Annotated in this window: 19 protein-coding genes; 15 read left to right on the top strand and 4 right to left on the bottom strand. The window is 55.4% G+C overall.

What is annotated here, in order from left to right; genetic code table 11:
* Positions 1-122: 122 nt before the first annotated feature.
* A complete protein-coding gene (locus LG409_RS14320) occupies positions 123-1,061 on the top strand; it encodes a PHP domain-containing protein (protein WP_189462798.1) in 939 nt (312 codons plus the stop codon).
* Positions 1,062-1,142: 81 nt separating this feature from the next.
* Positions 1,143-1,763, top strand: coding sequence for an L-threonylcarbamoyladenylate synthase (locus tag LG409_RS14315; RefSeq protein ID WP_016914813.1), 621 nt, complete (start codon positions 1,143-1,145; stop codon positions 1,761-1,763).
* An 84-nt stretch (positions 1,764-1,847) separates the two neighbouring features.
* On the opposite strand, the gene LG409_RS14310 is transcribed toward LG409_RS14315, so the two are convergent.
* Both LG409_RS14310 and LG409_RS14305 read right to left on the bottom strand, forming a co-directional pair.
* Positions 1,848-2,738, bottom strand: coding sequence for an ion transporter (locus LG409_RS14310; RefSeq protein ID WP_016914812.1), 891 nt, complete (start codon positions 2,736-2,738; stop codon positions 1,848-1,850).
* 38 nt (positions 2,739-2,776) lie between these two features.
* Complete coding sequence (locus tag LG409_RS14305) at positions 2,777-3,673, bottom strand: CYTH domain-containing protein (RefSeq protein ID WP_227406970.1); 897 nt, start codon at positions 3,671-3,673, stop codon at positions 2,777-2,779.
* Between the two features lie 131 nt (positions 3,674-3,804).
* Between LG409_RS14305 and LG409_RS14300 the strand changes: the two genes are divergently transcribed.
* From LG409_RS14300 to argA, 3 genes are all read left to right on the top strand, one after another.
* Positions 3,805-4,485 carry a TIGR00153 family protein gene (locus tag LG409_RS14300; protein ID WP_039183511.1) on the top strand — a complete coding sequence of 227 codons (681 nt, stop codon included), beginning with the start codon at positions 3,805-3,807 and terminating at the stop codon, positions 4,483-4,485.
* Positions 4,486-4,494: 9 nt separating this feature from the next.
* Entirely contained in the window at positions 4,495-5,760 is a 1,266-nt protein-coding gene (locus tag LG409_RS14295) for an inorganic phosphate transporter (protein WP_039183509.1), read from the top strand.
* A gap of 157 nt (positions 5,761-5,917) precedes the next feature.
* Complete coding sequence (gene argA, locus LG409_RS14290) at positions 5,918-7,234, top strand: amino-acid N-acetyltransferase (protein ID WP_039183507.1); 1,317 nt, start codon at positions 5,918-5,920, stop codon at positions 7,232-7,234.
* A gap of 112 nt (positions 7,235-7,346) precedes the next feature.
* Here the strand turns inward: argA and LG409_RS14285 are convergent, their stop codons facing one another.
* On the bottom strand, positions 7,347-8,201 hold the full coding sequence (locus LG409_RS14285) for an SDR family oxidoreductase (RefSeq protein ID WP_227406969.1): 855 nt from the start codon (positions 8,199-8,201) through the stop codon (positions 7,347-7,349).
* Positions 8,202-8,575: 374 nt separating this feature from the next.
* On the opposite strand from LG409_RS14285, the gene LG409_RS18655 reads away from it, so the two are divergent.
* Positions 8,576-8,710, top strand: coding sequence for a hypothetical protein (locus tag LG409_RS18655; protein WP_264477592.1), 135 nt, complete (start codon positions 8,576-8,578; stop codon positions 8,708-8,710).
* Positions 8,711-8,724: 14 nt separating this feature from the next.
* Here LG409_RS18655 and xseA read toward each other — a convergent pair whose 3' ends face one another.
* Positions 8,725-10,068, bottom strand: a complete 1,344-nt coding sequence (gene xseA / locus LG409_RS14280; RefSeq protein ID WP_227406968.1) for an exodeoxyribonuclease VII large subunit — start codon at positions 10,066-10,068, stop codon at positions 8,725-8,727.
* 228 nt (positions 10,069-10,296) lie between these two features.
* Here xseA and LG409_RS14275 point away from each other — a divergent pair, with 228 nt between their 5' ends.
* The 9 genes from LG409_RS14275 to LG409_RS14235 all read left to right on the top strand — a co-directional run bounded on the left by LG409_RS14275 (position 10,297) and on the right by LG409_RS14235 (position 20,966).
* Positions 10,297-11,496, top strand: a complete 1,200-nt coding sequence (locus LG409_RS14275; RefSeq protein ID WP_227406967.1) for a Na/Pi cotransporter family protein — start codon at positions 10,297-10,299, stop codon at positions 11,494-11,496.
* A 25-nt stretch (positions 11,497-11,521) separates the two neighbouring features.
* The gene (locus LG409_RS14270) at positions 11,522-12,208 is read left to right on the top strand and encodes a phosphate signaling complex PhoU family protein (protein ID WP_039183500.1); all 687 of its coding nucleotides are present in this window, start codon (positions 11,522-11,524) and stop codon (positions 12,206-12,208) included.
* A 162-nt stretch (positions 12,209-12,370) separates the two neighbouring features.
* Positions 12,371-13,840, top strand: coding sequence for an IMP dehydrogenase (gene guaB, locus LG409_RS14265; RefSeq protein ID WP_039183498.1), 1,470 nt, complete (start codon positions 12,371-12,373; stop codon positions 13,838-13,840).
* A gap of 88 nt (positions 13,841-13,928) precedes the next feature.
* Positions 13,929-15,506, top strand: a complete 1,578-nt coding sequence (gene guaA, locus LG409_RS14260; protein WP_039183496.1) for a glutamine-hydrolyzing GMP synthase — start codon at positions 13,929-13,931, stop codon at positions 15,504-15,506.
* 118 nt (positions 15,507-15,624) lie between these two features.
* Positions 15,625-17,010 carry a site-specific DNA-methyltransferase gene (locus tag LG409_RS14255; protein ID WP_227406966.1) on the top strand — a complete coding sequence of 462 codons (1,386 nt, stop codon included), beginning with the start codon at positions 15,625-15,627 and terminating at the stop codon, positions 17,008-17,010.
* Positions 17,007-17,975 carry a phosphoribosyltransferase-like protein gene (locus LG409_RS14250; RefSeq protein ID WP_227406965.1) on the top strand — a complete coding sequence of 323 codons (969 nt, stop codon included), beginning with the start codon at positions 17,007-17,009 and terminating at the stop codon, positions 17,973-17,975. The genes LG409_RS14255 and LG409_RS14250 overlap by 4 nt, the downstream gene beginning before the upstream one ends.
* Positions 17,976-17,984: 9 nt before the next feature.
* Positions 17,985-20,024: an ORC-CDC6 family AAA ATPase gene (locus LG409_RS14245; protein WP_227406964.1), complete on the top strand. Its 2,040-nt coding sequence runs from the start codon at positions 17,985-17,987 to the stop codon at positions 20,022-20,024.
* Entirely contained in the window at positions 20,024-20,374 is a 351-nt protein-coding gene (locus tag LG409_RS14240) for a hypothetical protein (RefSeq protein WP_227406963.1), read from the top strand. Before LG409_RS14245 ends, LG409_RS14240 begins: the two co-directional genes overlap by 1 nt.
* 13 nt (positions 20,375-20,387) lie before the next feature.
* Entirely contained in the window at positions 20,388-20,966 is a 579-nt protein-coding gene (locus tag LG409_RS14235; RefSeq protein WP_227406962.1) for a hypothetical protein, read from the top strand.
* Positions 20,967-21,701: the final 735 nt, after the last annotated feature.

The following is a 21,701-nucleotide window of genomic DNA, read 5'->3' as shown; positions in this document are numbered from 1 at the left end:
GCGGTTGGGGAAGCCTTGCAATCGCTCCCGGCATTGACCGCGTGCTGGTTAACGCGCACCATGGCGAGCTGTTGTTGTACCACACGCCTATTCTGACAAACTCGCCACACGGCGTCATGCTAATGCCACGACTTCCTGAAGCTTTTCCCCCTGCACTGCCCCGTGTGTTCGATGCCGATCAGCGCTACCCGGTCGATTTGCACATGCACTCTACCGCCTCGGATGGGTCGCTGCCGCCTGACGAGCTGGTGGCGCTGTGTGCCGCCCGAGGCATGACGCACATTGCCCTCACCGACCACGACACCATGGACGGCACGGCAGAAGCCAGCTTGGCCGCCGAGCAGGCGGGCCTGTGCCTGGTGCCCGGCTGCGAGTTATCCACGCGCTGGCAGGGCATCAATATTCACGTGGTGGCGTTGATGCCGGGCGGCCTGCAGGGAGCGCTGGTGGAGGGCCTGGAGCAGCAGCGCCAGGCGCGTATCCAGCGGGCTGAAGTGATTGCCGAGCGGCTGGAGAAAATGGGCCTGCCCGATGCGTTGGCCAAGGCCCGCGCCCAGGCAGGCAGCGACCGCCCGCTGGGGCGCCCGGATTTTGCCCGTGCCTTGGTGGCGGAAGGCGTGGTGGCCGACTGGGCCGGAGCCTTCAAGCGCTACCTGGGCAGCGGCAAGAAGGGCGATGTGAAAGCCCACTGGCCCGAGATTGCCGATGCCGTGGGCTGGGTGGTGGCGTCCGGCGGCGTCGCGGTGCTGGCCCACCCGCTGCGCTACGGGCTGACCCGGCGCAAGCGCGGCCTGTTGCTGGATGCTTTCACCGCCGCAGGGGGCGAGGCGGTCGAGCTGGTCAGCGGCCAGCAAAACCCGGACAGCACTCGCGACCTGGCGCGTCAGCTGGTGGAGCGCTCGCTGTACGCCTCGCTGGGCAGCGATTTTCATTTTCCCGGCAGCCACGCCGCCCCCGGCAGCATGAGCGTGGTGCCACGTACCGCCGCGCCGCCCATCTGGGAACACCCTCGGCTGGCGCACATGCGCGATGCCGCGCCGGGCATGCTGGCGGCTGGGTGATCACGCGCCGTATCGGCTAAGCTGTAGGTATCGCGCCAACGAATGTGCAACGAACGGACCGCCGAACGGCAGGAGCAAGCGATGAGCCAATATTTCCAGATTCACCCCGAGAACCCGCAGAAACGGCTGATCGATCAGGCCACCGAGATCATTCGCAAAGGGGGCGTGGTGGCGTACCCCACGGATTCCGGCTATGCGCTGGGCTGCCACCTGGGCGAAAAGAAGGCCATCGAGAAAATCAAATGGCTGCGCTCGCTGGACGACAAGCACAACTTTACCCTGATGTGTTCGGACCTTTCCGAGATCGGTACCTACGCCAAGGTAGACAACGCCGTGTTCCGGCTGCTGAAAGCCCACACGCCGGGGCCTTACACCTACATTCTGGATGCCACCACGGAAGTGCCGCGCCTGCTGCTGCACCCCAAGCGCCGTTCGATAGGCGTACGCGTGCCGGACCATCGGATTACCCACGCCTTGCTGGAAGCGCTGGGTGAACCGCTGATGAGCGTGACGCTGATTCCGGTGGGGGAAACGCTGCCCATGAGCGACCCGGAAGAGATCCGTGAGCGCTTTGGGGCGCATCTGGATCTGATCATCGACGGCGGCGCTTGCCACCTGGACCCGACCAGCGTCATCGACCTGCGCGAACTGCCGCCGACCATCGTGCGGGAAGGGCGCGGCGACACCACGCCTTTCCAGTAGCGTTTCACTCGTTCTCTTTCACTCGTTCTCTTTCACAAGCCCTTTTTCCAGCTGCCATGACGCCAGCGCCTCCCGGCGCTGGCGTCATTGTTGGGGGGCTTCCTCGGGCGGTTCTTCCTTGGGCTTGCGCGGGTCTTCGCTCTCTTCGTCCAGCCAGGTGCCACAGCGCAGGCAGTAGCGGGCGCGCTTTTCGTGGCGGTCGTGGCCGCAGCCGGGGCAGGCTTCTTCCGAGTAGCGGTCTTCGCGGATGGAGCGGATCACCTGGGCCGAGAATACCCCGGTAGGCACGGCAATGATCGAGTAACCAATCAGCATCAGGATGACGGTGATGGCCTTGCCCAGCGGGGTGGCGGGCACGATGTCGCCGTAGCCCACCGTGGTCATGCTGACGATGGCCCAGTAGATGGAGATCGGGATGCTGGTGAAACCTGCCTCGTCGGACTCGATGGTGTACATCAGTGCGGCAAACAGCGTCACCAGCATCAGAATGCTGAAAAAGAACAGCAAAATCTGGCGCAGGCTGCGCTTCAGGGCATCCAGCAGCAGCCGTGCTTCGCCGACGAACTCCATCAGGCGCAGGATGCGGAAAATGCGCAGCACGCGCAGAATCCGCACGATCACCAGCGCATGGGCGCCGGGCAACAGCAGCACCAGCCAGGTGGGGATGATCGCAATCACATCGACCACCCCGTAAAAGCTCTTGAGGTAGACGGTGGGCCGCTCCAAGCAGTAAAGGCGCACCAGCAGCTCAAGGCTGAACAGCAGCGTGAACATCCACTCCATGTAGAAAAACAGCGTGTCGTAGCGCTGGGCGTACTGCTCTACGCTGCCCAGCAGAATCACCGCCACGCTCAGCAGGATGGCGATGATCAAGGCGATATCGAACGCTTTGGCCCCCGGGGTATCCGACTCGAAAATCACGTGGAATAACCGCGTGCGCAATCCTTCGGCACCGGGGCTGAGGTCAAAGCTCATGGTTTCGTCCTGAAATAAGCGGCCAAGGGGGATGCGTTTCAGCGTAGCGCGGTTTGCTGACCAAGGCGACGGGCCAGCGTCAACGCTGCAACGCCGTACGCCGCCGTGGGCTGGCCGGTGGTGCCCAGCTCGGCCGTCAGCGTGATGGCCTCGCGCCGTGCGGCGTCATCCAGCGTTGGGTGCTGGGCCAGTTCACTCAGCGCCTGTCGGGCCGCCGCCAGGTGCTCGGGGTGGCCACTGTCATGGAAGGCGTCCAGCGCCACGGTGGCACGGTGCAGCCATGCGCTGGGGGTGCTGGCCTCGGGCAGCGTCCACTGCTGCTGGCCCAGGGCATTGCCTCGGGCGGCCTTGCTGCTGTCGGAAGGGCGCAGTGCTACCTGCTCTGCCAGTGCCAGGGCCAACCCCCATAGCGCATCGGCGCTGCCCTCTTTCAGCTCCAGTTCGACCTCGCCAATAGGGGCTCGGGCGCTACCCGCCACGATCTCCCCTTCGTCCACCACCAGCTCGATGGCGCTGCCTTGCCATGCCAACTGCCAAGTACGGCGGTGGAAATCGGTGCTCAGCGTGGGTTGCAGCGCCGCTATCTGTTCGGCCAACGGCCCTTGAAACGGCGGCAGCTCGGCCAGCCCGGCCTGGTCGAGAGCGTGCTCGTCCAGCGGCCACTCCCACTCTTCACGACGCGATAACCCGCCGCCGCCCTGGCCTGCGGTCTTGACCGTTTGCAGCACGCGCTGGCCCAGTCGGCGCAGCCGAACGGCGACCCGGCCAGCGGCCAGATGGCCCTGGGGAGTATCGAAATAGGTGTTGGTCAAGGCCTGCTGCTGGGGCGGCTCTGCCAAGAGCGGATGGGCCAGCAGCGCGTCGAGCGCGCCGGGCCCCAGGGCCAGCTTCAGTTCGACTTCCTGAGGGGCTGCCGGATGAGGGTGTTGGGTCATGACGCTTCCTGCCAAGTGGTCTATGTTGCTTATTGATGACGGTTGAATGAACTTTTTATGACGAAGCCGAGCGCACTCTTTATACTGTCGCCCGCCATTTCCAGGCTCCCCGAAAACAGGCTAAAGGCTCTATGGTAACCTCCAACCCTTTTTCCGCGATGTTTGGCCGCTCGCCATTCCAGCCGCTGCTGGCCCACATCGTCAAGGCCAATGAATGCGCCGACCTCCTCCTGCCGTTCTTCGAAGCGACCCTTGCCGGTGACTGGGACGCCGCCGCCGAGCTGCGCGAGCAGGTGACCTCGCTGGAGCACGAAGCCGACACCCTCAAGACCGAGCTGCGGCTCAACCTGCCCAACAGCATGTTCCTGCCGGTATCGCGCTCGGACCTGCTCGACTTGATCAGCGTACAGGACAAGATCGCCAACAAGGTGCGTGACATTACCGGCATCATGCTGGGCCGTAAAATGCGCGTGCCCGACGAGCTGGCCGATTTGATGCGCGAGTACATGGCCACCAGTGTGGCCTGCGTGGCCCAGGCGCGCCAGGCGCTGGAAGAGTTGAAGGACCTGCTGGAGTCCGGCTTTGGGCGCAACGTCTCGGACGTGATGCAGAACATGATCCGCGAGCTGCACGTGCTGGAGCACCAGGCGGATGATCAGCAGGTGGCGATTCGCCGCCGTCTTTTCGAGCTGGAAAGCCAGCTTCCCCCCGTGGACGTGATCTTCCTCTACAAGATCATCGACTGGGTCGGCGAAGTTTCCGACCGCGCCGAACGCGTGGGCAGCCGCCTGCAGATTCTGACCGCACGCTAAGGGGCTCCCATGCAGATTATTGCTCAGCACGGTGACATCTTTATCATTCTGGCCTGCCTGTTTGGCTTCTTCATGGCCTGGGGCGTGGGTGCCAACGACGTGGCGAACGCCATGGGCACCTCGGTGGGATCGAAAGCGATCACCATCAAGCAAGCCATCATCATTGCGGTCATCTTCGAGTTTCTGGGGGCCTGGCTGGCCGGGGGCGAAGTCACCGCCACCATTCGTGGCGGCATGCTGGACCCGGCACTGCTGGAAGCCAACCCGCAGCTGCTGGTATACGGCATGTTGTCGGCCCTGCTGGCGGCGGGTATCTGGCTGATGATTGCCTCGGCCCGAGGCTGGCCGGTGTCGACCACCCACTCGATCGTGGGTGCCATCGTGGGCTTTGGTGCCGTGGGCCTGGGCGTGGAAGCCGTGGCCTGGAGCCGCGTGGGCACCATTGCTTCCAGCTGGGTCATTTCGCCGCTGCTGGCGGGCACCATCGGCTTCGTGCTGTTCAAATCGGTGCAGTACCTGATTTTCGAGAACAAGGACCCGTTTGCCGCCGCCAAGCGCTACGTGCCGGGCTATGTGTTCCTGGTAGGCTTCATCGTCTCCATGGTCACCCTCACCAAGGGGCTGACCCACGTGGGGCTCGACCTGAGCTTTGGCCAGAGCTTCCTGCTCTCGATTCTGATCGGCATCGTGATCATGGGCGTCGGGGTGGTCATGCAGCGGCGTATCAAGTACGTGCAGAGCGCCAGCGACCACTTCGGCTATGCCAACGTGGAGCGGGTGTTCGGCGTGCTGATGATCTTCACTGCCTGTGCCATGGCGTTTGCCCACGGCTCCAACGACGTGGCCAACGCCGTTGGCCCGCTGGCGGCGGTGATCAGCGTTGTGCGCAGCGACGGCGTGATCGACAGTGCCGCGCTGGTGCCCTGGTGGGTGCTGGTGCTGGGCGGTGGCGGCATCGTGGTGGGCCTGGTGACCTACGGCCATAAGGTGATTGCCACCGTGGGCACCGGCATTACCGAACTGACCCCCAGCCGTGGCTTTGCCGCCACGCTGGCGGCAGCCACCACCGTGGTGCTGGCTTCGGGCACCGGGTTGCCCATCTCGACCACCCACACGCTGGTCGGGGCGATCCTCGGCGTGGGCCTGGCCCGCGGCATGGCGGCGCTGAACCTGCGGGTGATCGGCACCATCGTCATGTCCTGGCTGATTACCCTGCCCGCCGGGGCTGGGTTGGCCATCGTGTTCTTCTTCATGTTCAAGGGCATGTTCGGCTGATACACCTCTCCCCAGGCTAACGCTTGGCGGGTATACGGCGGCACCTTCGGCAGCCGGTCTCGACAGGAGATCGCTGCAATAGAAAGTGCCGCTGTTTTTTATGCTCTGTTAAAGTAAGCGTGATCACTTTCATTCACCTGCTGCCGGAGAGCGGCCCTTGGACACACGTTTCCCCTTTGTCGACTGGTTTCGTAATGCCTCCCCGTACATCAATGCCCACCGGGGGCGAACCTTTGTCATCCTGATTGAAGGCGAAGCCATGGCGTCGGGCCGAGGAGAGCAGCTGATTCAGGACCTGGCCTTGCTGCACACCCTGGGCGTGCGCCTGGTGGTGGTGTTCGGCATTCGCCCCCAGGTGCATGAAGCGTTGACGGCCGCCGGGGTGGAGCCCACTCGGGTGGATGGCCGCTGGGTCGCCGACCGCGCCGTGATGGCCCATGTGGAGCAGGTAGCGGCGCACCAGCGGCTCTGGCTGGAAGCGCGGCTCTCGTTGGGGCTGCCCAGCACGCCGCTGCACGGCGTGGAGCTGAGCGTGATTTCCGGCAATCTGGTCACCGCCAAGCCGCTGGGCGTGCGCGAAGGCGTGGACTTCGATCACAGCGGTGAGGTGCGCCGGGTGCGCGCCAGCGCCATCGAAGGGTTGCTGGAGAAGGGCTCGCTGGTGCTGCTGCCGCCGCTGGGGTTCTCCAGCACCGGGGAAGTGTTCGACCTGGATGCCTCGGAAGTGGCCCAGCACGCCGCCGTGGCGCTCAAGGCAGACAAGCTGATTCTGCTGGGCGAATCCGAAGGCCTGGAAGACGAGCAGGGCGCGCTGCTGCGCCAGCTTTCACCTTTCGAAGCCGAACCGCGCTTGCAGCAGGCCGTGCCCGGCAGCGAGCTTGCGCGCCATCTCAACGCCGCCTGCACCGCCGCCCGGGAAGGCGTGGCCCGCACGCACCTGCTCTCCTGGCGCAACCATGATGCGCTGCTGGGGGAGCTGTTCACCCGCGACGGCGTGGGCACCATGATCACCCAGCACCGCTACGAGCAGCTTCGCCCGGCCACGCTCAATGACGTGGCGGGCCTGCTGGAGCTGCTGGAACCCCTGGAGCGGCGCGGCATGCTGGTGGCCCGCTCCCGGGAGCGTCTGGAGCATGAAATCGACGACTACATGGTCATCGAGCGCGACGGCATGGTGATCGGCTGTGCGGCGCTGCACGTCTTCCCCGAGACCACCGTGGGTGAGCTGGCCTGCGTGGCCGTGCATGGCAACTACCGGGGCGGCGAGCGCGGCGAGCGACTGGTCGAAGCCCTGGAGCGACGCGCCCGCCAGCGGGGGCTTTCCGATATGTTCGTGCTCACCACCCATACCGCCCACTGGTTCGTGGAGCGCGGCTTCCGCGCCGCCAGCCTGGAAGACCTGCCCCCCCTCAAACGCGAGGCCTACAACCACGCCCGTAAATCCAAGGTGCTGGTGAAGAATCTGGCGGGTTAGTATTAGCGTGAGGAGTGAGGAGTGAAGAGCCAGTAGCAGTATCGTAGCGCGTGGTAACGAGCGCAGCGAGGCACCCGCGAAGGGGCGGCGAAGAGCCGCCCCGGAAGGCTGCTCAGGTATTCAGAATCACGCCACCGTTCAGGTGCAGTGTTTGGCCGCTCATGTAGGATGACTCTTCACAGGCCAGGTACACGTAGGCCGGGCCGATTTCACTGGGCTGTCCGGCGCGTTTCATCGGCACCTGATTGCCGAACTCCGCGACTTTCTCTTCATCGAAGCTGGCCGGAATCAGCGGTGTCCAGATGGGGCCGGGAGCCACGGCGTTGACACGGATGCCTCGGTCCATCAGCGACATCGCCAGCGAGCGTATCAGCCCCTGAATGGCGCCCTTGGTGGCGGTGTAGTCGATCAGCGTGTCATTGCCCTTGAAGGCATTGATGGAGGAGGTGGCGATGATGGTGTCGCCTTCGCTCAGATGGGGCAGTGCCGCTTTGGTCAGATAGAAGTGGCTGAACACGTTGGTCTGGAAGGTGCGTTGTAGCTGGTCGTCCGGGATATCGGTGATGTCGTCCCAGTCGTACTGCTCGGCTGCGTTGTGAATCACGATATTGATCTTGCCGAACTCCTGCCGGGTGCGGTTGACGATTTCTCGGCAGAAGCTGGGCGCAGCCACATCGCCTTTCAGCACCAGGCAGCGGCGGCCTTCGGCCTCTACCAGCCGCTTGGTCTCTTCGGCGTCGCGGCTCTCCTTGAGGTGCACGATCACACTGTCGGCCCCTTCACGGGCGTAATGCACCGCAATGGCTCGGCCGATGCCGCTGTCGCCACCGGTGATGATCGCCACTTTATCCAGCAACTTCTCGGCACCGCGATAGCTGTCGCGAATGTACTCGGGCTCGGGGCGCATGGCATACTCATCGCCCGGCTGTTTTTGCTGATGCTGTGGGGGTTGCTGTTGGTCGCTCATGTGCGGTCACTCCTTTTTAGGCACAGACACGTAACTCCTAAGGACACACGACGCTGCGATGAGCGCTACCACCCGCATCCTGGGGTGCAGAGCGCTCCAGCGCCGTGTTTACAACGTAGACCAAAGGCGCAGGCCGGGGCAAATGCCGAAGAAGGCCATTCACTGCCGATAGCGACAATTAATAAATGCTATTTAAACACTGCATGCGTGGGTGCCAAACGGGCCTGGAAGGGGGTAACTCGCTGCTTTGGAAAGAGAAGCCTGAAAACCAGGCAGGGCATTACACGGCCCTGCGGTGCGGCCTTCATGGCAAGCGGACGGGGAGCGGCTATAGTGAGGGAGGCAACACACACCACCAAGGATCAGGAGGTAGCATGTCCCCGGATAAATACGACCAGAAGCAAGAGCAGAAAAAAGATCAGCGCGACGATCATCACGACGACGCCAACCCGATGCCGGATACCCATCACGTCAATCCTTCCCCGGACGAGTCATCGGACAAAAAGTAATCACCCGTGCGGCGCTATTTCTGATAGCGCCGTTTTACTTCCACGTTCAATCGCCCCTCACCCAGCTTCAATTTGAGCAGCTGGCCCGGCTGAGTATCCTGGGCGCGGCGCACGATCTGGCCTTGTTCGTCCTGGGCGATGGCATAGCCACGGCCTAGTACCGCCAGCGGGCTGACCGCGTTGAGTGCCCGGGCGGCGCTGTGCAGGCGTGCCTGGCGCGCTTCCAGCTGGCGCTGCATGGCGCTGGCCAGGCGGCGTTGCAGGCGTTCGATGCGCTCACTTTCTGCCCAGTGCAGCCGGGCCATGTCCTGGCTGGCCAGCCGACGGCCGAGCTGGCCAAGCTGGCGCTGCTGCTGGCTCAGCGTGAACTGCATGGCGCGCGCTAGCCGCTGGGCGAGGGCTTGCAGGTGCTGGCGCTGGTGAGCCAGCCGCTCTCCCGGGTGGCGGAGCCGAGCGCGCAGGGCGTCCAGCCGCTGGCTATCGCGCTCCAGGCGGGTTTGCAGGGCACGCTGCAGGCGCTGTTCGGCCTGTTGGAGCTGGCGCTTGAGGGCGTGCTGGTCGGGCACCAGCCGCTCGGCGGCGGCGGAAGGGGTGGGGGCGCGCATGTCGGCGGCGAAATCCGCCAGGGTGACATCCACCTCATGGCCCACGGCAGACATCACCGGCAAACGGGAGTGGAAGATGGCCCGGGCCAAGTGCTCGTTGTTGAACGCCCACAGGTCTTCCAGGCTGCCGCCGCCTCGGGTGATCAGCACCGCATCCTGGGCGGGGTCGAGTCGCGTCTGGCGGTTGAGCAGCGCCAGGGCAGAGATCATCGCCGGGGCTGCCTCTGCGCCCTGAACCGGCACGGGAATCAACGTCACGTCGGCCAATGGCCAACGCGCTGCCAGCACCGCCAGCACATCGCGGATGGCGGCGCCGCTGGCGGAGCTCAGAATCAGCAGCTTGCGGGGCGGAAAGGGCAGCGGGCGGGCGTTGGCAAATACCCCTTCGCCTTCCAGCTGCGCCTTCAGGCGCTCGTAGGCCGCCAGCAGCTCGCCCAGCCCCGCCGCCTGCACGGCGTCGGCGATCAGCTGGTAATCGCCGCGGGGCTCGAACAGCGAGACCCGGCCGCGCAGCTTGACCTGGTCGCCATCGCGCATGGGGGCCGATACGAACCGCGCCCGCTGGCGAAACAGCGCGCAGCGCACCTGGGCGCGGTCATCTTTCAGCGTGAAGTAGATATGCCCGGACGCCGGGCGCGACACATTGGAAAGCTCGCCTTCCACCCACACATCGCCCAGGTCGCTCTCCAGCGCCTTGCGCGCCTTGAGGTTGAGTTGACTGACCGATAGCAGGGGGGCGTTGGGAGCGCTCATGGGAGTTTCCAGTCGCGGGTGAAAGCGGGGATGCGGCCGCTTATTAGACAATACGTGCAGGGCGCACAGCAATGGCCCTGGCGGGTTCTCTGGCGTACCATGCGCGCGGAAGGCGGCGCTGCAAGATAAACGTCATCAAAATGTCACAAAACCATGCTAGGGTGCCCGCCGACACAAAAGTGTCACGAAAGCGTCACAATAGATGTTCACCAACAGGGCAGATTGCTCATGTCGAATCTCGGACCTTCACAAGATCGTCCTGCGCTGGCTCGCCAAGCGCCTCACGAAGTGCCCGCCTGGCTAAGAGGTATCTACGCTGGCTTGTGCTTGTATCTGTTCCTGGCTGCTCTGAACGTTCTGGGTGCGGGGTTAGGCACCTTCGGCAGCGACAGCGATGTTCTGACCCGCGCCTTCGCCTATGGCCAGAACCCCTTCATCGCCTTGATGGCGGGCGTGCTGGTCACCATGGTCGTGCAAAGCTCCTCGTTCACCTCGGCGCTGATCGTGACCCTGGTGGCCAGTGGCGAAATGACCCTGGGCACGGCGGTGTTCGCCATCATGGGGGCCAACATCGGTACGGCCGTCACGGGCGTCATCGTGGCGCTGGCCAACGTGCGTATCAAGCGTAACTTCCGCCGCTCGTTCACCGCGGCGCTGATGCACGACCTGTTCAACATCCTCACGGTGCTGCTGATCTTCCCGGTGGAGTGGCTGACCGGCATGTTCCACGAGCGCGGCTACGGCATCTTCACCCGTTTGGCGGCCTGGCTGGCGGACCTGATTGGCCTGGAAGAAGTCGCCCGCCCCAACAGCCCCATCAAGACCATTACCGCCCCGGTGGTGGATGCCGCCAACTGGCTGGGCGCGGCGCTGATGCCTACCACCGCTGCCGCCGGGCTGATGGTGGCTGGCATCGGCCTGCTGCTGATGTTCACCGCCCTGGTGTTCATGGTGCAGAACCTGCGCGGTGCGCTGCTGCGCCATATGGATGGCCTGTTCCGTACCTACTTCTTCCGTACCGATGCGCGGGCCTACGGCGTGGGCGTGATCTCGACCGTGCTGGTGCAGTCCAGCTCGATCACCAGTAGCCTGATGGTGCCGCTGGCGGGGGCCGGGGTGGTGCGCCTGCGCCGCGTGCTGCCGTTCATGATGGGGGCCAACCTGGGCACCACCGTGACCAGCGTACTGGCGGCGACCGCCAACCCGATTGCGGCGGCAATGACGGTGGCGCTGTTTCACGTTATCTTCAACCTTACCGGCACCGCGATCTGGTGGCCGCTGCGGGTCATTCCGCTGCGTATTGCCACCTGGTATGGACGCCTGGCAGGGCAGCACATTCGCTATGCGTTCCTGTTCCTGATCGGTGTGTTCCTGATCGTGCCGCTGGTGGGCATCACGCTGACCGAATTCTTTATCCGCCTGCGCTAAGCGCGGCCAGTTGAGAGGTTTCCCCATGTTCAAACAGCTTTTTAGTGCGCTTACCTCGGAAACCAGCATCGACCAGGCCTACGCGGACCTGACCCAAATGCTGGAGCATGGCGCCTGGATGTTCTCACGGGCCAACGAGGTGCTGTACAGCACCGTGGCCGCCGAGGACGTACGCACGCCCCTGTACGAGCGCGACGTGGCGGTCAACGAGCTGGAACGCTCGATTCGCCGCAAGGTGCTGCGCCACCTGACCGTCAACCCCGGCCACGATGTGGCCATTTGCCTGGCGTTGATGAGCGTGGCCAAGGACGCCGAGCGTATCGGCGACTACTGCAAGAACGTCTTCGAGGTAGGCGCGTTCTACACCGAAGGCTTCCATGTAGACCGTTACCAGAAGCCCCTGGACAGCATCTCCGAGCGCTTGCGGGGGCTGTTCAGCGAGCTGATTGCGGCCACGCGCAACTCCGACGAGAAAAAGGCCCACGGCATCATCACTGCCACCCGGGAGATTCGTCACATCAGCGACGAGCTGATCGAATCCCTGCTGCGGGAAGAGGACAGCATCGAGTTCCACGAAGCCGTGGCCTACTCGCTGCTGGCGCGCCACTACAAGCGCGTGGCCTCGCACTTGGCCAACATCGCCACGGCGGTGACGGGCCGCCTGGAAGACCTCGACTTCCCCAGCGAAGCCGACGACCGCGCGCTGGACTAAACCGCCCGCGCCACACCGCAGTGGGCTTCGCCAAGGCCAACGCAGAGGGCCACCTTCAGCAGATCATCGCAGGATGGTTTGCTGGGGTGGCCCTCGAAACGTTATAATGGGCGATTAACCTTTCACGCCCCATCTTCCCACTTTACATTGGGTGTTGCCGCTATGCTACGTATGGCCCAAGAAGCGCTTACGTTCGATGACGTACTTCTCGTTCCTGGCTTCTCCGACATTCTGCCCAAGGATGTCAGCCTCAAAACCCGCCTGACTCGTAACCTCTCGCTGAATATTCCCCTGCTGTCTGCCGCCATGGACACCGTGACCGAAGCGCGTCTGGCAATTGCAATGGCCCAGGAAGGCGGCATCGGCATCATCCACAAGAACATGACCATGGCCCAGCAGGCCGCGGAAGTGCGCAAGGTGAAGAAGCACGAAAGCGTGATCGTCAAAGACCCGGTCACCGTGAGCCCCAAGGCCAAGCTGGAAGACCTGCTGGCCATGGCCCGCGAATACGGCTTCTCCGGCTTCCCGGTGGTGGAAGGCGAAACCCTGGTGGGCATCGTCACCGAGCGTGACATGCGCTTCCAGCCCAACGTGGGCGACAGCGTGGCCGACATCATGACGCCCCGCGAGCGCCTGGTCACCGTACCGGAAGGTACCGAGCTTGAAGTCAGCAAAGCCAAGATGCGCGAACACCGCATCGAAAAAATGCTCATCGTCGATGACGCTTTCCACCTGCGCGGCCTGGTGACCTTCCAGGATATCGAAAAAGCCCGCACCTACCCCATGGCCGCCAAAGACAGCGATGGCCGCCTGCTGGTAGGTGCTGCGGTGGGCACCGGCCCGGAAACCCCTGACCGCGTGGCGGCCCTGGCCGAAGCAGGCGTCGATGTGATCATCGTCGATACCGCCCACGGCCACTCCAAGGGCGTCATCGACCGCGTCCGCTGGATCAAGGAACACTTCCCGCAGATTCAAGTGATCGGCGGCAACATCGCCACCGCCGCCGCCGCCACTGCGCTGGCCGAAGCGGGTGCCGATGCGGTGAAAGTGGGCATTGGCCCCGGCTCCATCTGCACCACGCGTATCGTGGCTGGCGTGGGCGTGCCGCAGATCAGTGCCGTGGCCAACGTGGCCGAAGCGCTGAAGCCCTTCGACATTCCGCTGATTGCCGACGGCGGCGTGCGCTTCTCCGGCGATTTGGCCAAGGCCATTGCCGCTGGCGCAAGCGCCGTGATGGTAGGTGGCCTGCTGGCCGGTACCGAAGAAGCACCGGGCGAAGTGGAGCTGTACCAGGGCCGTACCTACAAGGCCTACCGTGGCATGGGCTCCATGGGTGCCATGTCGCAGAGCCAGGGCAGCGCCGACCGCTACTTCCAGGACAAGGACGCCGGAGCCGAGAAGCTGGTGCCGGAAGGCATCGAAGGCCGCGTACCCTACAAGGGCATGATGAGCGCCATCGTTCACCAGCTGATGGGCGGCCTGCGCGCCTCCATGGGTTACACCGGCTGCCGCGACATTCAGGAAATGCGCACCAAGCCCGAGTTCGTACAGATTACCGGCGCTGGCTTCAACGAGTCTCACGTTCACGACGTGCAGATCACCAAGGAAGCACCCAACTACCGGGTGAGCTAACCAGCGCAGTTAGTGACACGGCGGCGGGCATTGCCCCGCCGTCTGCTTTTTAGGCAATGCGGGCATTCCGCGTTATAGAGGCTTCGCCATGAGTGACATTCACGCCCACAAGATTCTGATTCTCGACTTCGGCTCCCAGTACACCCAACTGATTGCCCGCCGCGTGCGCGAGATCGGCGTATTCTCTGAAATCCGCGCCTTCGACATCACCGAAGAAGAGATCCGCGAATACAACCCCAACGGCATCATCCTGGCCGGTGGCCCGGAATCCGTCACCGAGCTGGACTCCCCCCGCGCTCCCGAGTGCGTGTTCGAAATGGGCCTGCCGGTGTTTGGTATCTGCTACGGCATGCAAACCATGGCCGAGCAGCTGGGCGGCAAGGTGGAAGGCTCCAACCAGCGCGAGTTCGGCTACGCCCAGATTCGTCTGGATGCCGAAACTGCCCTGTTCAAGGACATCAAGGACCACGTAGACCCAGCCACCGGCAACGCCCTGCTGGACGTGTGGATGAGCCACGGTGACAAGGTCGCCAAGGCCCCGGACACCTTCACCGTGACCGCCTCTACCCCGAGCTGCCCGATTGCGGCCATGGCCTGGGAAGAGAAGCAGTTCTACGGCGTACAGTTCCACCCGGAAGTGACCCACACCCTGCAAGGCCAGCGGATTCTCGAGCACTTCGTGCTGGATATCTGTAAAGCCGAAAAGCTGTGGACGCCCGCCCAAATCATCGAAGACCAGGTACAGCGCGTACGCGAGCAAGTCGGCGACCGCCACGTACTGCTGGGCCTTTCCGGCGGCGTAGACTCCTCCGTGGTAGCCGCGCTGCTGCACAAGGCCATTGGCGAGCAGCTCACCTGCGTATTCGTCGACAACGGCCTGCTGCGCAAGAACGAAGGCGACCAGGTCATGGAAACCTTCGCCAAGCACATGGGCGTGAAAGTGATCCGCGTGGACGCCGAAGAGCTGTTCCTGGAGAAGCTGCACGGCGAAAAAGACCCGGAAGCCAAGCGCAAGATCATCGGCAACACCTTCATCGACGTGTTCGATGACGAAGCCAGCAAGATCGAAGGCGTGGAATTCCTGGCCCAGGGCACCATCTACCCGGACGTGATCGAATCCGCCGCCTCCAAAACCGGCAAGGCGCACGTGATCAAATCCCACCACAACGTGGGTGGCCTGCCGGAAACCATGAAGCTCAAGCTGGTGGAGCCGCTGCGCGAACTGTTCAAAGACGAAGTGCGCAAACTCGGCCTCGAACTCGGCCTGCCTTACGATATGGTCTACCGCCACCCGTTCCCTGGCCCCGGCCTGGGCGTGCGCATTCTGGGTGAAGTGAAGAAAGAGTACGCCGACATCCTGCGCGATGCCGACGCCATCTACATCGAAGAACTGCGCGCCGCCGGTTGGTACGAAAAAACCAGCCAGGCCTTCGCCGTGTTCCTGCCGGTGAAATCCGTTGGCGTGGTCGGCGACGGCCGCCGCTACGAATGGGTCATCGCGCTCCGCGCCGTCGAAACCATCGACTTCATGACCGCCCGCTGGGCCCACCTGCCCTACGAGCTGCTGGAGAAGGTTTCCAACCGGATTATCAATGAGCTGGAAGGCGTGTCGCGGGTGACCTATGATGTGAGTAGTAAGCCGCCTGCTACGATTGAGTGGGAGTGAGATGTAATCATTCCACCTAAGAGGTATGAGGTACAATGATTGCTAAGGGCCTGATAGAAAAGGGCCCTTTTTAGTTGATATATATGATTTGCTTTGAAAATTTTATTTGGAAATAAAATTGAATGATTTAACTTTAAAAAACGAATCTAATTTAAAAGATACTTATGTAAAGTATATAGATGATACTTTGTTAAATCTTTTTAAACGTTATGAAGAAAATGGCCAAGCTATAGAGGTGAGTTTTAGAGATTTAGTGTATTGGGTGCCATATTCTGATTCGTTGACTCACTATATACACTCATATCCCGCAAAACTCCTTAAGCATATCCCTATTTTTTTTATAAATTCAAATGTTATTCTACCGGCACAAAATAGTTTAGTTTTAGATCCCTTTTGTGGTACTGGGACAGTTTTGTTAGAATCAATAATTGGTGGGCATGATGCTATAGGATGCGATGCAAATCCTTTGGCGAGGTTAATAGCCGAAGTGAAAACAAAGTCAGTCTGCCCTGAGTTGCTAAAATCAGAGTGCATATCTGTTTTAAAAAAAGCTCGTAGATTTAGGAAGGGAGAACATGTACATGTAGTTAATCAGGACTTATGGTTTCCAAAGAAAACTCAGCATGACATATCAAAAATAGTTAGAGCAATAAATGAAATCGAAGATGAGCCAGCTCAGAGCTTCATGAGAGTTACTCTATCAAATATTATCAAAAAAATAAGTTATTCAGACCCTCGACTAAGTGTCCCTGTTCGGTTAAAGATTGATAAATATAATGATCATGAAAAGCAGAAGGCAATATCTAGGATTAGTCAGATAGAAGATGCAGATGTTTTTAATATTTTCTCAAATCAGTTTCAGGAAAATTTACATAGGCTTGGAAATTTAATTAGTCTAAAAGTCGAGAATAAAGCTAGAGTTGTGGGGAATGATGCGCGAAAAATCACGGTAAATCTGGAATCACGAGATTTAATTTCAAATAATAGTGTGGACTTAGTGCTTACTTCTCCGCCTTATGTAGGAGCACAAAAATATATAAGGTCTTCATCGTTAAGTTTAGGATGGTTAGGTTTTTGTCAAAATCAAAGTTTGAGGGACATTGAAAAACAAAATATTGGAAGAGAACATTATTCGAAAAAAGAATATGAAGCTCTTGAAGTTATAGGAAACGAAGAAATAGATGCTGTATTAACAAAAATACGAAATATAAATCCATTGCGAGCACATATATGCGCTAATTATCTTCAAGAAATGAGAGAAGCATTAAAAGAATGCTATCGCGTCTTGAAAGAAAACCGTTATTGTGTTTTAGTGGTAGGGGATAATGAAGTTTGTAAAATGCCATTCGAAACAAGGAAGTATCTCCAGTTTCTAGCTGAAGAAATTGGCTTTTCTACCAAATTGTTATTAATAGATGGCATTCGCTCCCGAGGACTAATGACCAAGAGAAATAAAACTGCTAGTATTATAAACTCTGAGTGGATCTTGGTGCTTCAAAAATGAACGAACTAACGACAGTAGAGAAGCTTGAAACAAAAATAATGAAACTTTCTCAAACAGTATGGGAAAATAAAGTTAATGAATCTAATCTCCAAAATTGGTTAGATAATTTTACAGCTCATACTAATATTAGAAAATGCGAAAAAACTCAAGCGCTTTTCCTCTTGAGTAACTTTATGTATTTTGGAGTAAGGGAGATTAGGGAGCTTCTTAGGTCAGTTTATAGGGATAAATTTTATAATCCATTAGTGCAGACAATACGGAAAGATAATAACAATACAATTGATTTCCAGAGTATTAAACAAGTTATTGATATTGAATTATCAAAGACTCGTTTTTTGGGAGTAGGTAATCCATCAGAGAGTGGAACGCATCTTCTATACTTTTTCCGACAAGAAAACGAACTAGATAAAAATAAATTTATGCATGTGCATGAGATTTTTTCGTTTAATAGAAGTCGGCATGGGGCTTTAGATATGAGTCTTGCTGACCAAAATATAAAGAGATATATATTTATCGATGATGTTTGTGGTAGTGGCGATCAAGCTGTAAATTACTCTAAAAAAATAGTAGATGAAATTAAAAATATTGATTCCAATATTGAGGTTTATTACTATACTTTATTTGCTACAAGTAAAGGAATTGAGAAAGTAAAAAATGAAACTAGCTTTGATAGAGCAGATAGTGTTTTCATATTAGACGAAACTTTTAAATGTTTCTCGGATAAATCTAGATATTTCAGTAATGCTGGGGACGATTTTTGTAAAAATGAGATAAAAAAAACTTGTGAAAAATATGCAAGATTAATCTCTATGCATCCGGCTGAGCTATTAGGTTATGGTAACGGGCAGCTACTTTTAGGCTTTTATCATAATACTCCGGATAATACATTACCTGTTTTTTGGCAAACTAAGAATTGGAATCCTATTTTCAAGCGCTACACGAAACTATATGGCAATATGTTTTGAGGGAATGATATGGATCTGCTTCAAAAAAACCCATTTACAACATTGAAAGCTAATGATTTAGATGATGGTGATATTAATGAGCAGTGGGTCGATCTTGAAGGAGATGGGCTGGTTGATTTGTTTTCCCCATCTCATTATTTATCTCAGTACTTAGTTGGTGGTAAAGGCAGCGGTAAAACTCATTTAATGAGATATTTTTCTTATAAATCTCAGGCCTTAAGAAATAATAAAAATGCATTAAAAGGAATATCTCAAGATGGTTACTTTGGCGTTTATTTTCAAGCTAGTGGCTTAAATGGATCACGATTCGATAATTTGCCATATGACATTAATCTAAAATCTGCTTTGTTTGAATACTCTTTCGAACTTTGGTGTGCAGCACTAGTAATGGAGTCAATTTCCTATCTTTATAGTAAAGATGATCAGTTGCTAAACTGTCCAAATGATTTTTGCAATGATGTGCTTTCATTAATAGGTGGTGAAAGAAAACATAGTTTGAATAAAAATTTAACTGAGGTGAAAAATTGGCTTATTAACACTTCTAAAGCAGTGGATTCTGAAATTAATAATGCTTTTTTTAAGGAAAAATTAGATATAGAAATCCTTGTTTCTAGAGGAGATCTGGTTTTTGGAATACCTAAGTTATTGCAAAAACACTCCCCTTATTTTAAAAATGTTTCTTTTTTATATTTAATTGATGAAATGGAAAATATTAGTGAAATACAACAAAGATATATTAACTCTTTACTCAGAGAGAAAAAACTCCCAGTATCTTTTCGTCTAGGTTTTCGTACACATGGTATAAAAACTTTTGAAACGTTAGGCTCTGGTGAAGAAAATAGAGAGGGGCATGAGTTCGAGACCATCAGGCTGGACAATATTTATAATGAATCTAGAAAGTATGAAGATTTTGCCTTTAATCTTATATTTAATAGACTTCTGAGGGCAGGGTTTATCGTAAATAATGATTTTGATAGTTTGGATAAAAAGAAATTTTTCTTAAGAGAGATGTTTGAAAATCCAAATATTGAAAAGAATATTAATTTATCGAAAAGTAAAAAAGCTGGCATAAGCGCAGTTCTTAAAGCATTTAACTCAAGAATTGCTACCAAAGTTCCGAAAAACATTGCAGTGTCTATTTCGAGAAATTTATCTTATCCCAGTAATCGACTAGTAGAATTGGCTGCAGTTCATATTTTTTCTCAAGAATGGTCAAAGAAAAAAAGATCTATTAATGAACTAATAGAGATATCCGAGAAGATTAAATATGAAATTAGTATGCTTTCAAATCTCGAAGGTGAATCAATAATAGCTAAGAAAATAAAATATTATAAAAATAATTATGTGGCATCTTCTTTACGTGCATCTGTTGGAAATAATCTGGATGAGTATTTAGGGATCGATAACTTACTAGCAATGACTAAAGGGTTTCCGCGCCATATACTTACACTATTAAGAAATGTATACAAGATAGAGGTTTTTCAAGGCAAGATGCCGTTCTCTCCGGATGATAAAATCTCATTGAGAGCTCAGAAAATTGCATTAAAGGAATCTTCTGACTGGCTCCATGATGATTGCGTTACGGAAGGAGCACTTGGCAGCAGTGTTGCAGTAGCCTTATCTAGGCTATGTGAGATTTTACGTATTGAAATGTATTCTGATAAACCAGTCGAATGCTCTGCTTCAGGATTCATCATCGATAGAAATTCCATTAGCGAAAAAGCAAAAGAAATTTTAGATTGGGCTACGCTTGTTAGAGTGTTAATTAAGTCAGATTCACCTAGACAAGAAAAAAATTCGCAAAAAATTGTTTCTAATTATTATGTTAATGGCTTACTTTGCCCTAAATGGGGGTTATCAGTGCGTAGACGTGGCTCTCTTGCAATAACGGCTGAAAATTTTAATAAAATCTTCGATCCAGATTTAGAAGAAGAATTTAGTGAATATAGAAGAGAATTTTATAATTCTAGATACTTGCCATTTGAGATTGTCTCTGATGTCTGCGCTGTTGATGAAAAAAATAGTAAGCAACTAGGTCTGGAGTTTTAATGCACTATTCAATGTATTACAGAGAAGAGATGTATGTGGACGGGTTATGGCCAACATACGATGTTTTTATTTCTGCATATAACGCTAGTGAAAGGGTGCGGAAAATTTTTGAAAAATCCAACTCATTGAAAAAGTTCTGGCTTATTTTCCCTGAATATGAATTTTCGGAATTTGAGTATCCATCACATGCGAACGTAGTAATAGTTAAAGAAGGCAATGAAGCTTTACAGGTGAGCGACTTCATCGGTAAGATTAAATTAAGAGATTTTAAAAATAAAAATATATGCATTGATTCAACTGGTTTTTTGAGGGCACAGCTTCTTTTTTTGATGGCTTTTTTAAAAAAATAATGGTTTTAAAAAAGTGGATTTTATTTACAGTGAACCAAGCTATTATACTAAAAAAGAGTATACTGTTTTTTCAAGCGGCTCCGTATCAGAGACGCGACAAGTTATAGGGTTTCAAGGGGGGAACGATATTTCAACCAAGAAGGACTTAATGATTGTCGCAGCTGGTTATGATGTAAGTTTAATATCAAAGGCCGCCCAGTATAATGAAAATGCTGAAGTAGTACCTTTATTAGGCTTTCCTTCTTTAAGTGCGGATATGTTCCAAGAGAATATGTTACGTACAGAAAGTGCTGATGAATCGTTCTCACTAGATGCTCTACGAGCCCCAATGTTTGCTCCCGCATATGATCCTTTTGAAACGGCAGCTATTTTGTCTTCGTATATTTTTAAGAATAAATGCTTAGAAGAATATGGGCATATTTATCTTTGCCCTTTATCAGCCAAACCACAAGTTTTAGGTATTGGGCTTGCGTACTTAAATAGTTTTTCAGACCAGCCGGTAAGCGTTCTTTATCCATTTACAAGTAATTATTCAAAAGAGACAAGTGTAGGGTTGTCTAGAATATGGAAATATACAATAGAGTTTTTCTAATTAGCTTTTATTTATTATGGCTTAAGGTTGGTAGTTTAGCCAGCCTTGGCTAGATGGCCCAGTAATATAAGTGACGAGCTACTGTTTGATCCGTTTGATAGTTTTTCTACTGTTATTTTTAAGGGTGTTTTTGAATAAATACCACTTCTGGTGAAATTTAATTGTTATCAGGTGATGAGTAGCTAGAAGAGAAAAGAGCTGACTTTGGGAAATAGGATATTTTTTCAATTGAATCTAAAATTTATTTTATGTGGCATTTTGTAGTTCCCTCTTGAATTTCTGCACACCCTATGCAGCTAATGCTGGGCGTGCTCTGGTTACCAAATACCCCAATGACTGATGTGGCCGTCTTCGTTGTAGTACCTGATTCAGCGTCTAATGATCGCTCTGGCTGACCTAGCGCTTCAAATCGGTGTAGCTAAGCATACTCCTCCTTTAAGGAGCGCAAGAAGCGTTTCACCTAGCCGTTTTGCTCCGGCGTGTAGGGCGTTGTAAACTCCTGATTCAGTCCATAGGCCCTGACGGTGCTCGTGTAGTGCCTAATCAAGCAAGCAATAGGCGAGCATACCCATCGCTTTGTGCGGAGTAGCATCATTTCGATGCACTCTTAGCCCATCAGAGAAAAGATGACGTTGGGCGTAGCTGACATAACCCGCACGGATATCTCCAAGATGCTTACCCAGTGGGTGATGTCGCCGAGGCAAGCCCATCCACTAGCCCATGAGCCGAATATCA

It is taken from the genome of Halomonas sp. NyZ770, assembly GCF_020616575.1.
GTDB classification, from domain to species: Bacteria; Pseudomonadota; Gammaproteobacteria; order Pseudomonadales; family Halomonadaceae; genus Vreelandella; species Vreelandella hamiltonii.
The sequence above is the reverse complement of the archived record's forward strand: the minus strand, read 5'-3'. Positions and strand labels throughout refer to the sequence as shown.

Coding starts and splice junctions, on each gene's coding strand:
- LG409_RS14275 (WP_227406967.1), top strand. CDS start 10,297: ATGTCGAATCTCGGACCTTCACAAGATCGTCCTGCGCTGGCTCGCCAA.
- LG409_RS18655 (WP_264477592.1), top strand. CDS start 8,576: ATGTCCCCGGATAAATACGACCAGAAGCAAGAGCAGAAAAAAGATCAG.
- LG409_RS14320 (WP_189462798.1), top strand. CDS start 123: ATGCCACGACTTCCTGAAGCTTTTCCCCCTGCACTGCCCCGTGTGTTC.
- LG409_RS14315 (WP_016914813.1), top strand. CDS start 1,143: ATGAGCCAATATTTCCAGATTCACCCCGAGAACCCGCAGAAACGGCTG.
- LG409_RS14305 (WP_227406970.1), bottom strand. CDS start 3,673: ATGACCCAACACCCTCATCCGGCAGCCCCTCAGGAAGTCGAACTGAAG.
- LG409_RS14240 (WP_227406963.1), top strand. CDS start 20,024: ATGCACTATTCAATGTATTACAGAGAAGAGATGTATGTGGACGGGTTA.
- xseA (WP_227406968.1), bottom strand. CDS start 10,068: ATGAGCGCTCCCAACGCCCCCCTGCTATCGGTCAGTCAACTCAACCTC.
- LG409_RS14245 (WP_227406964.1), top strand. CDS start 17,985: ATGGATCTGCTTCAAAAAAACCCATTTACAACATTGAAAGCTAATGAT.
- LG409_RS14300 (WP_039183511.1), top strand. CDS start 3,805: ATGGTAACCTCCAACCCTTTTTCCGCGATGTTTGGCCGCTCGCCATTC.
- guaA (WP_039183496.1), top strand. CDS start 13,929: ATGAGTGACATTCACGCCCACAAGATTCTGATTCTCGACTTCGGCTCC.
- guaB (WP_039183498.1), top strand. CDS start 12,371: ATGCTACGTATGGCCCAAGAAGCGCTTACGTTCGATGACGTACTTCTC.
- LG409_RS14270 (WP_039183500.1), top strand. CDS start 11,522: ATGTTCAAACAGCTTTTTAGTGCGCTTACCTCGGAAACCAGCATCGAC.
- LG409_RS14285 (WP_227406969.1), bottom strand. CDS start 8,201: ATGAGCGACCAACAGCAACCCCCACAGCATCAGCAAAAACAGCCGGGC.
- LG409_RS14310 (WP_016914812.1), bottom strand. CDS start 2,738: ATGAGCTTTGACCTCAGCCCCGGTGCCGAAGGATTGCGCACGCGGTTA.
- LG409_RS14295 (WP_039183509.1), top strand. CDS start 4,495: ATGCAGATTATTGCTCAGCACGGTGACATCTTTATCATTCTGGCCTGC.
- LG409_RS14250 (WP_227406965.1), top strand. CDS start 17,007: ATGAACGAACTAACGACAGTAGAGAAGCTTGAAACAAAAATAATGAAA.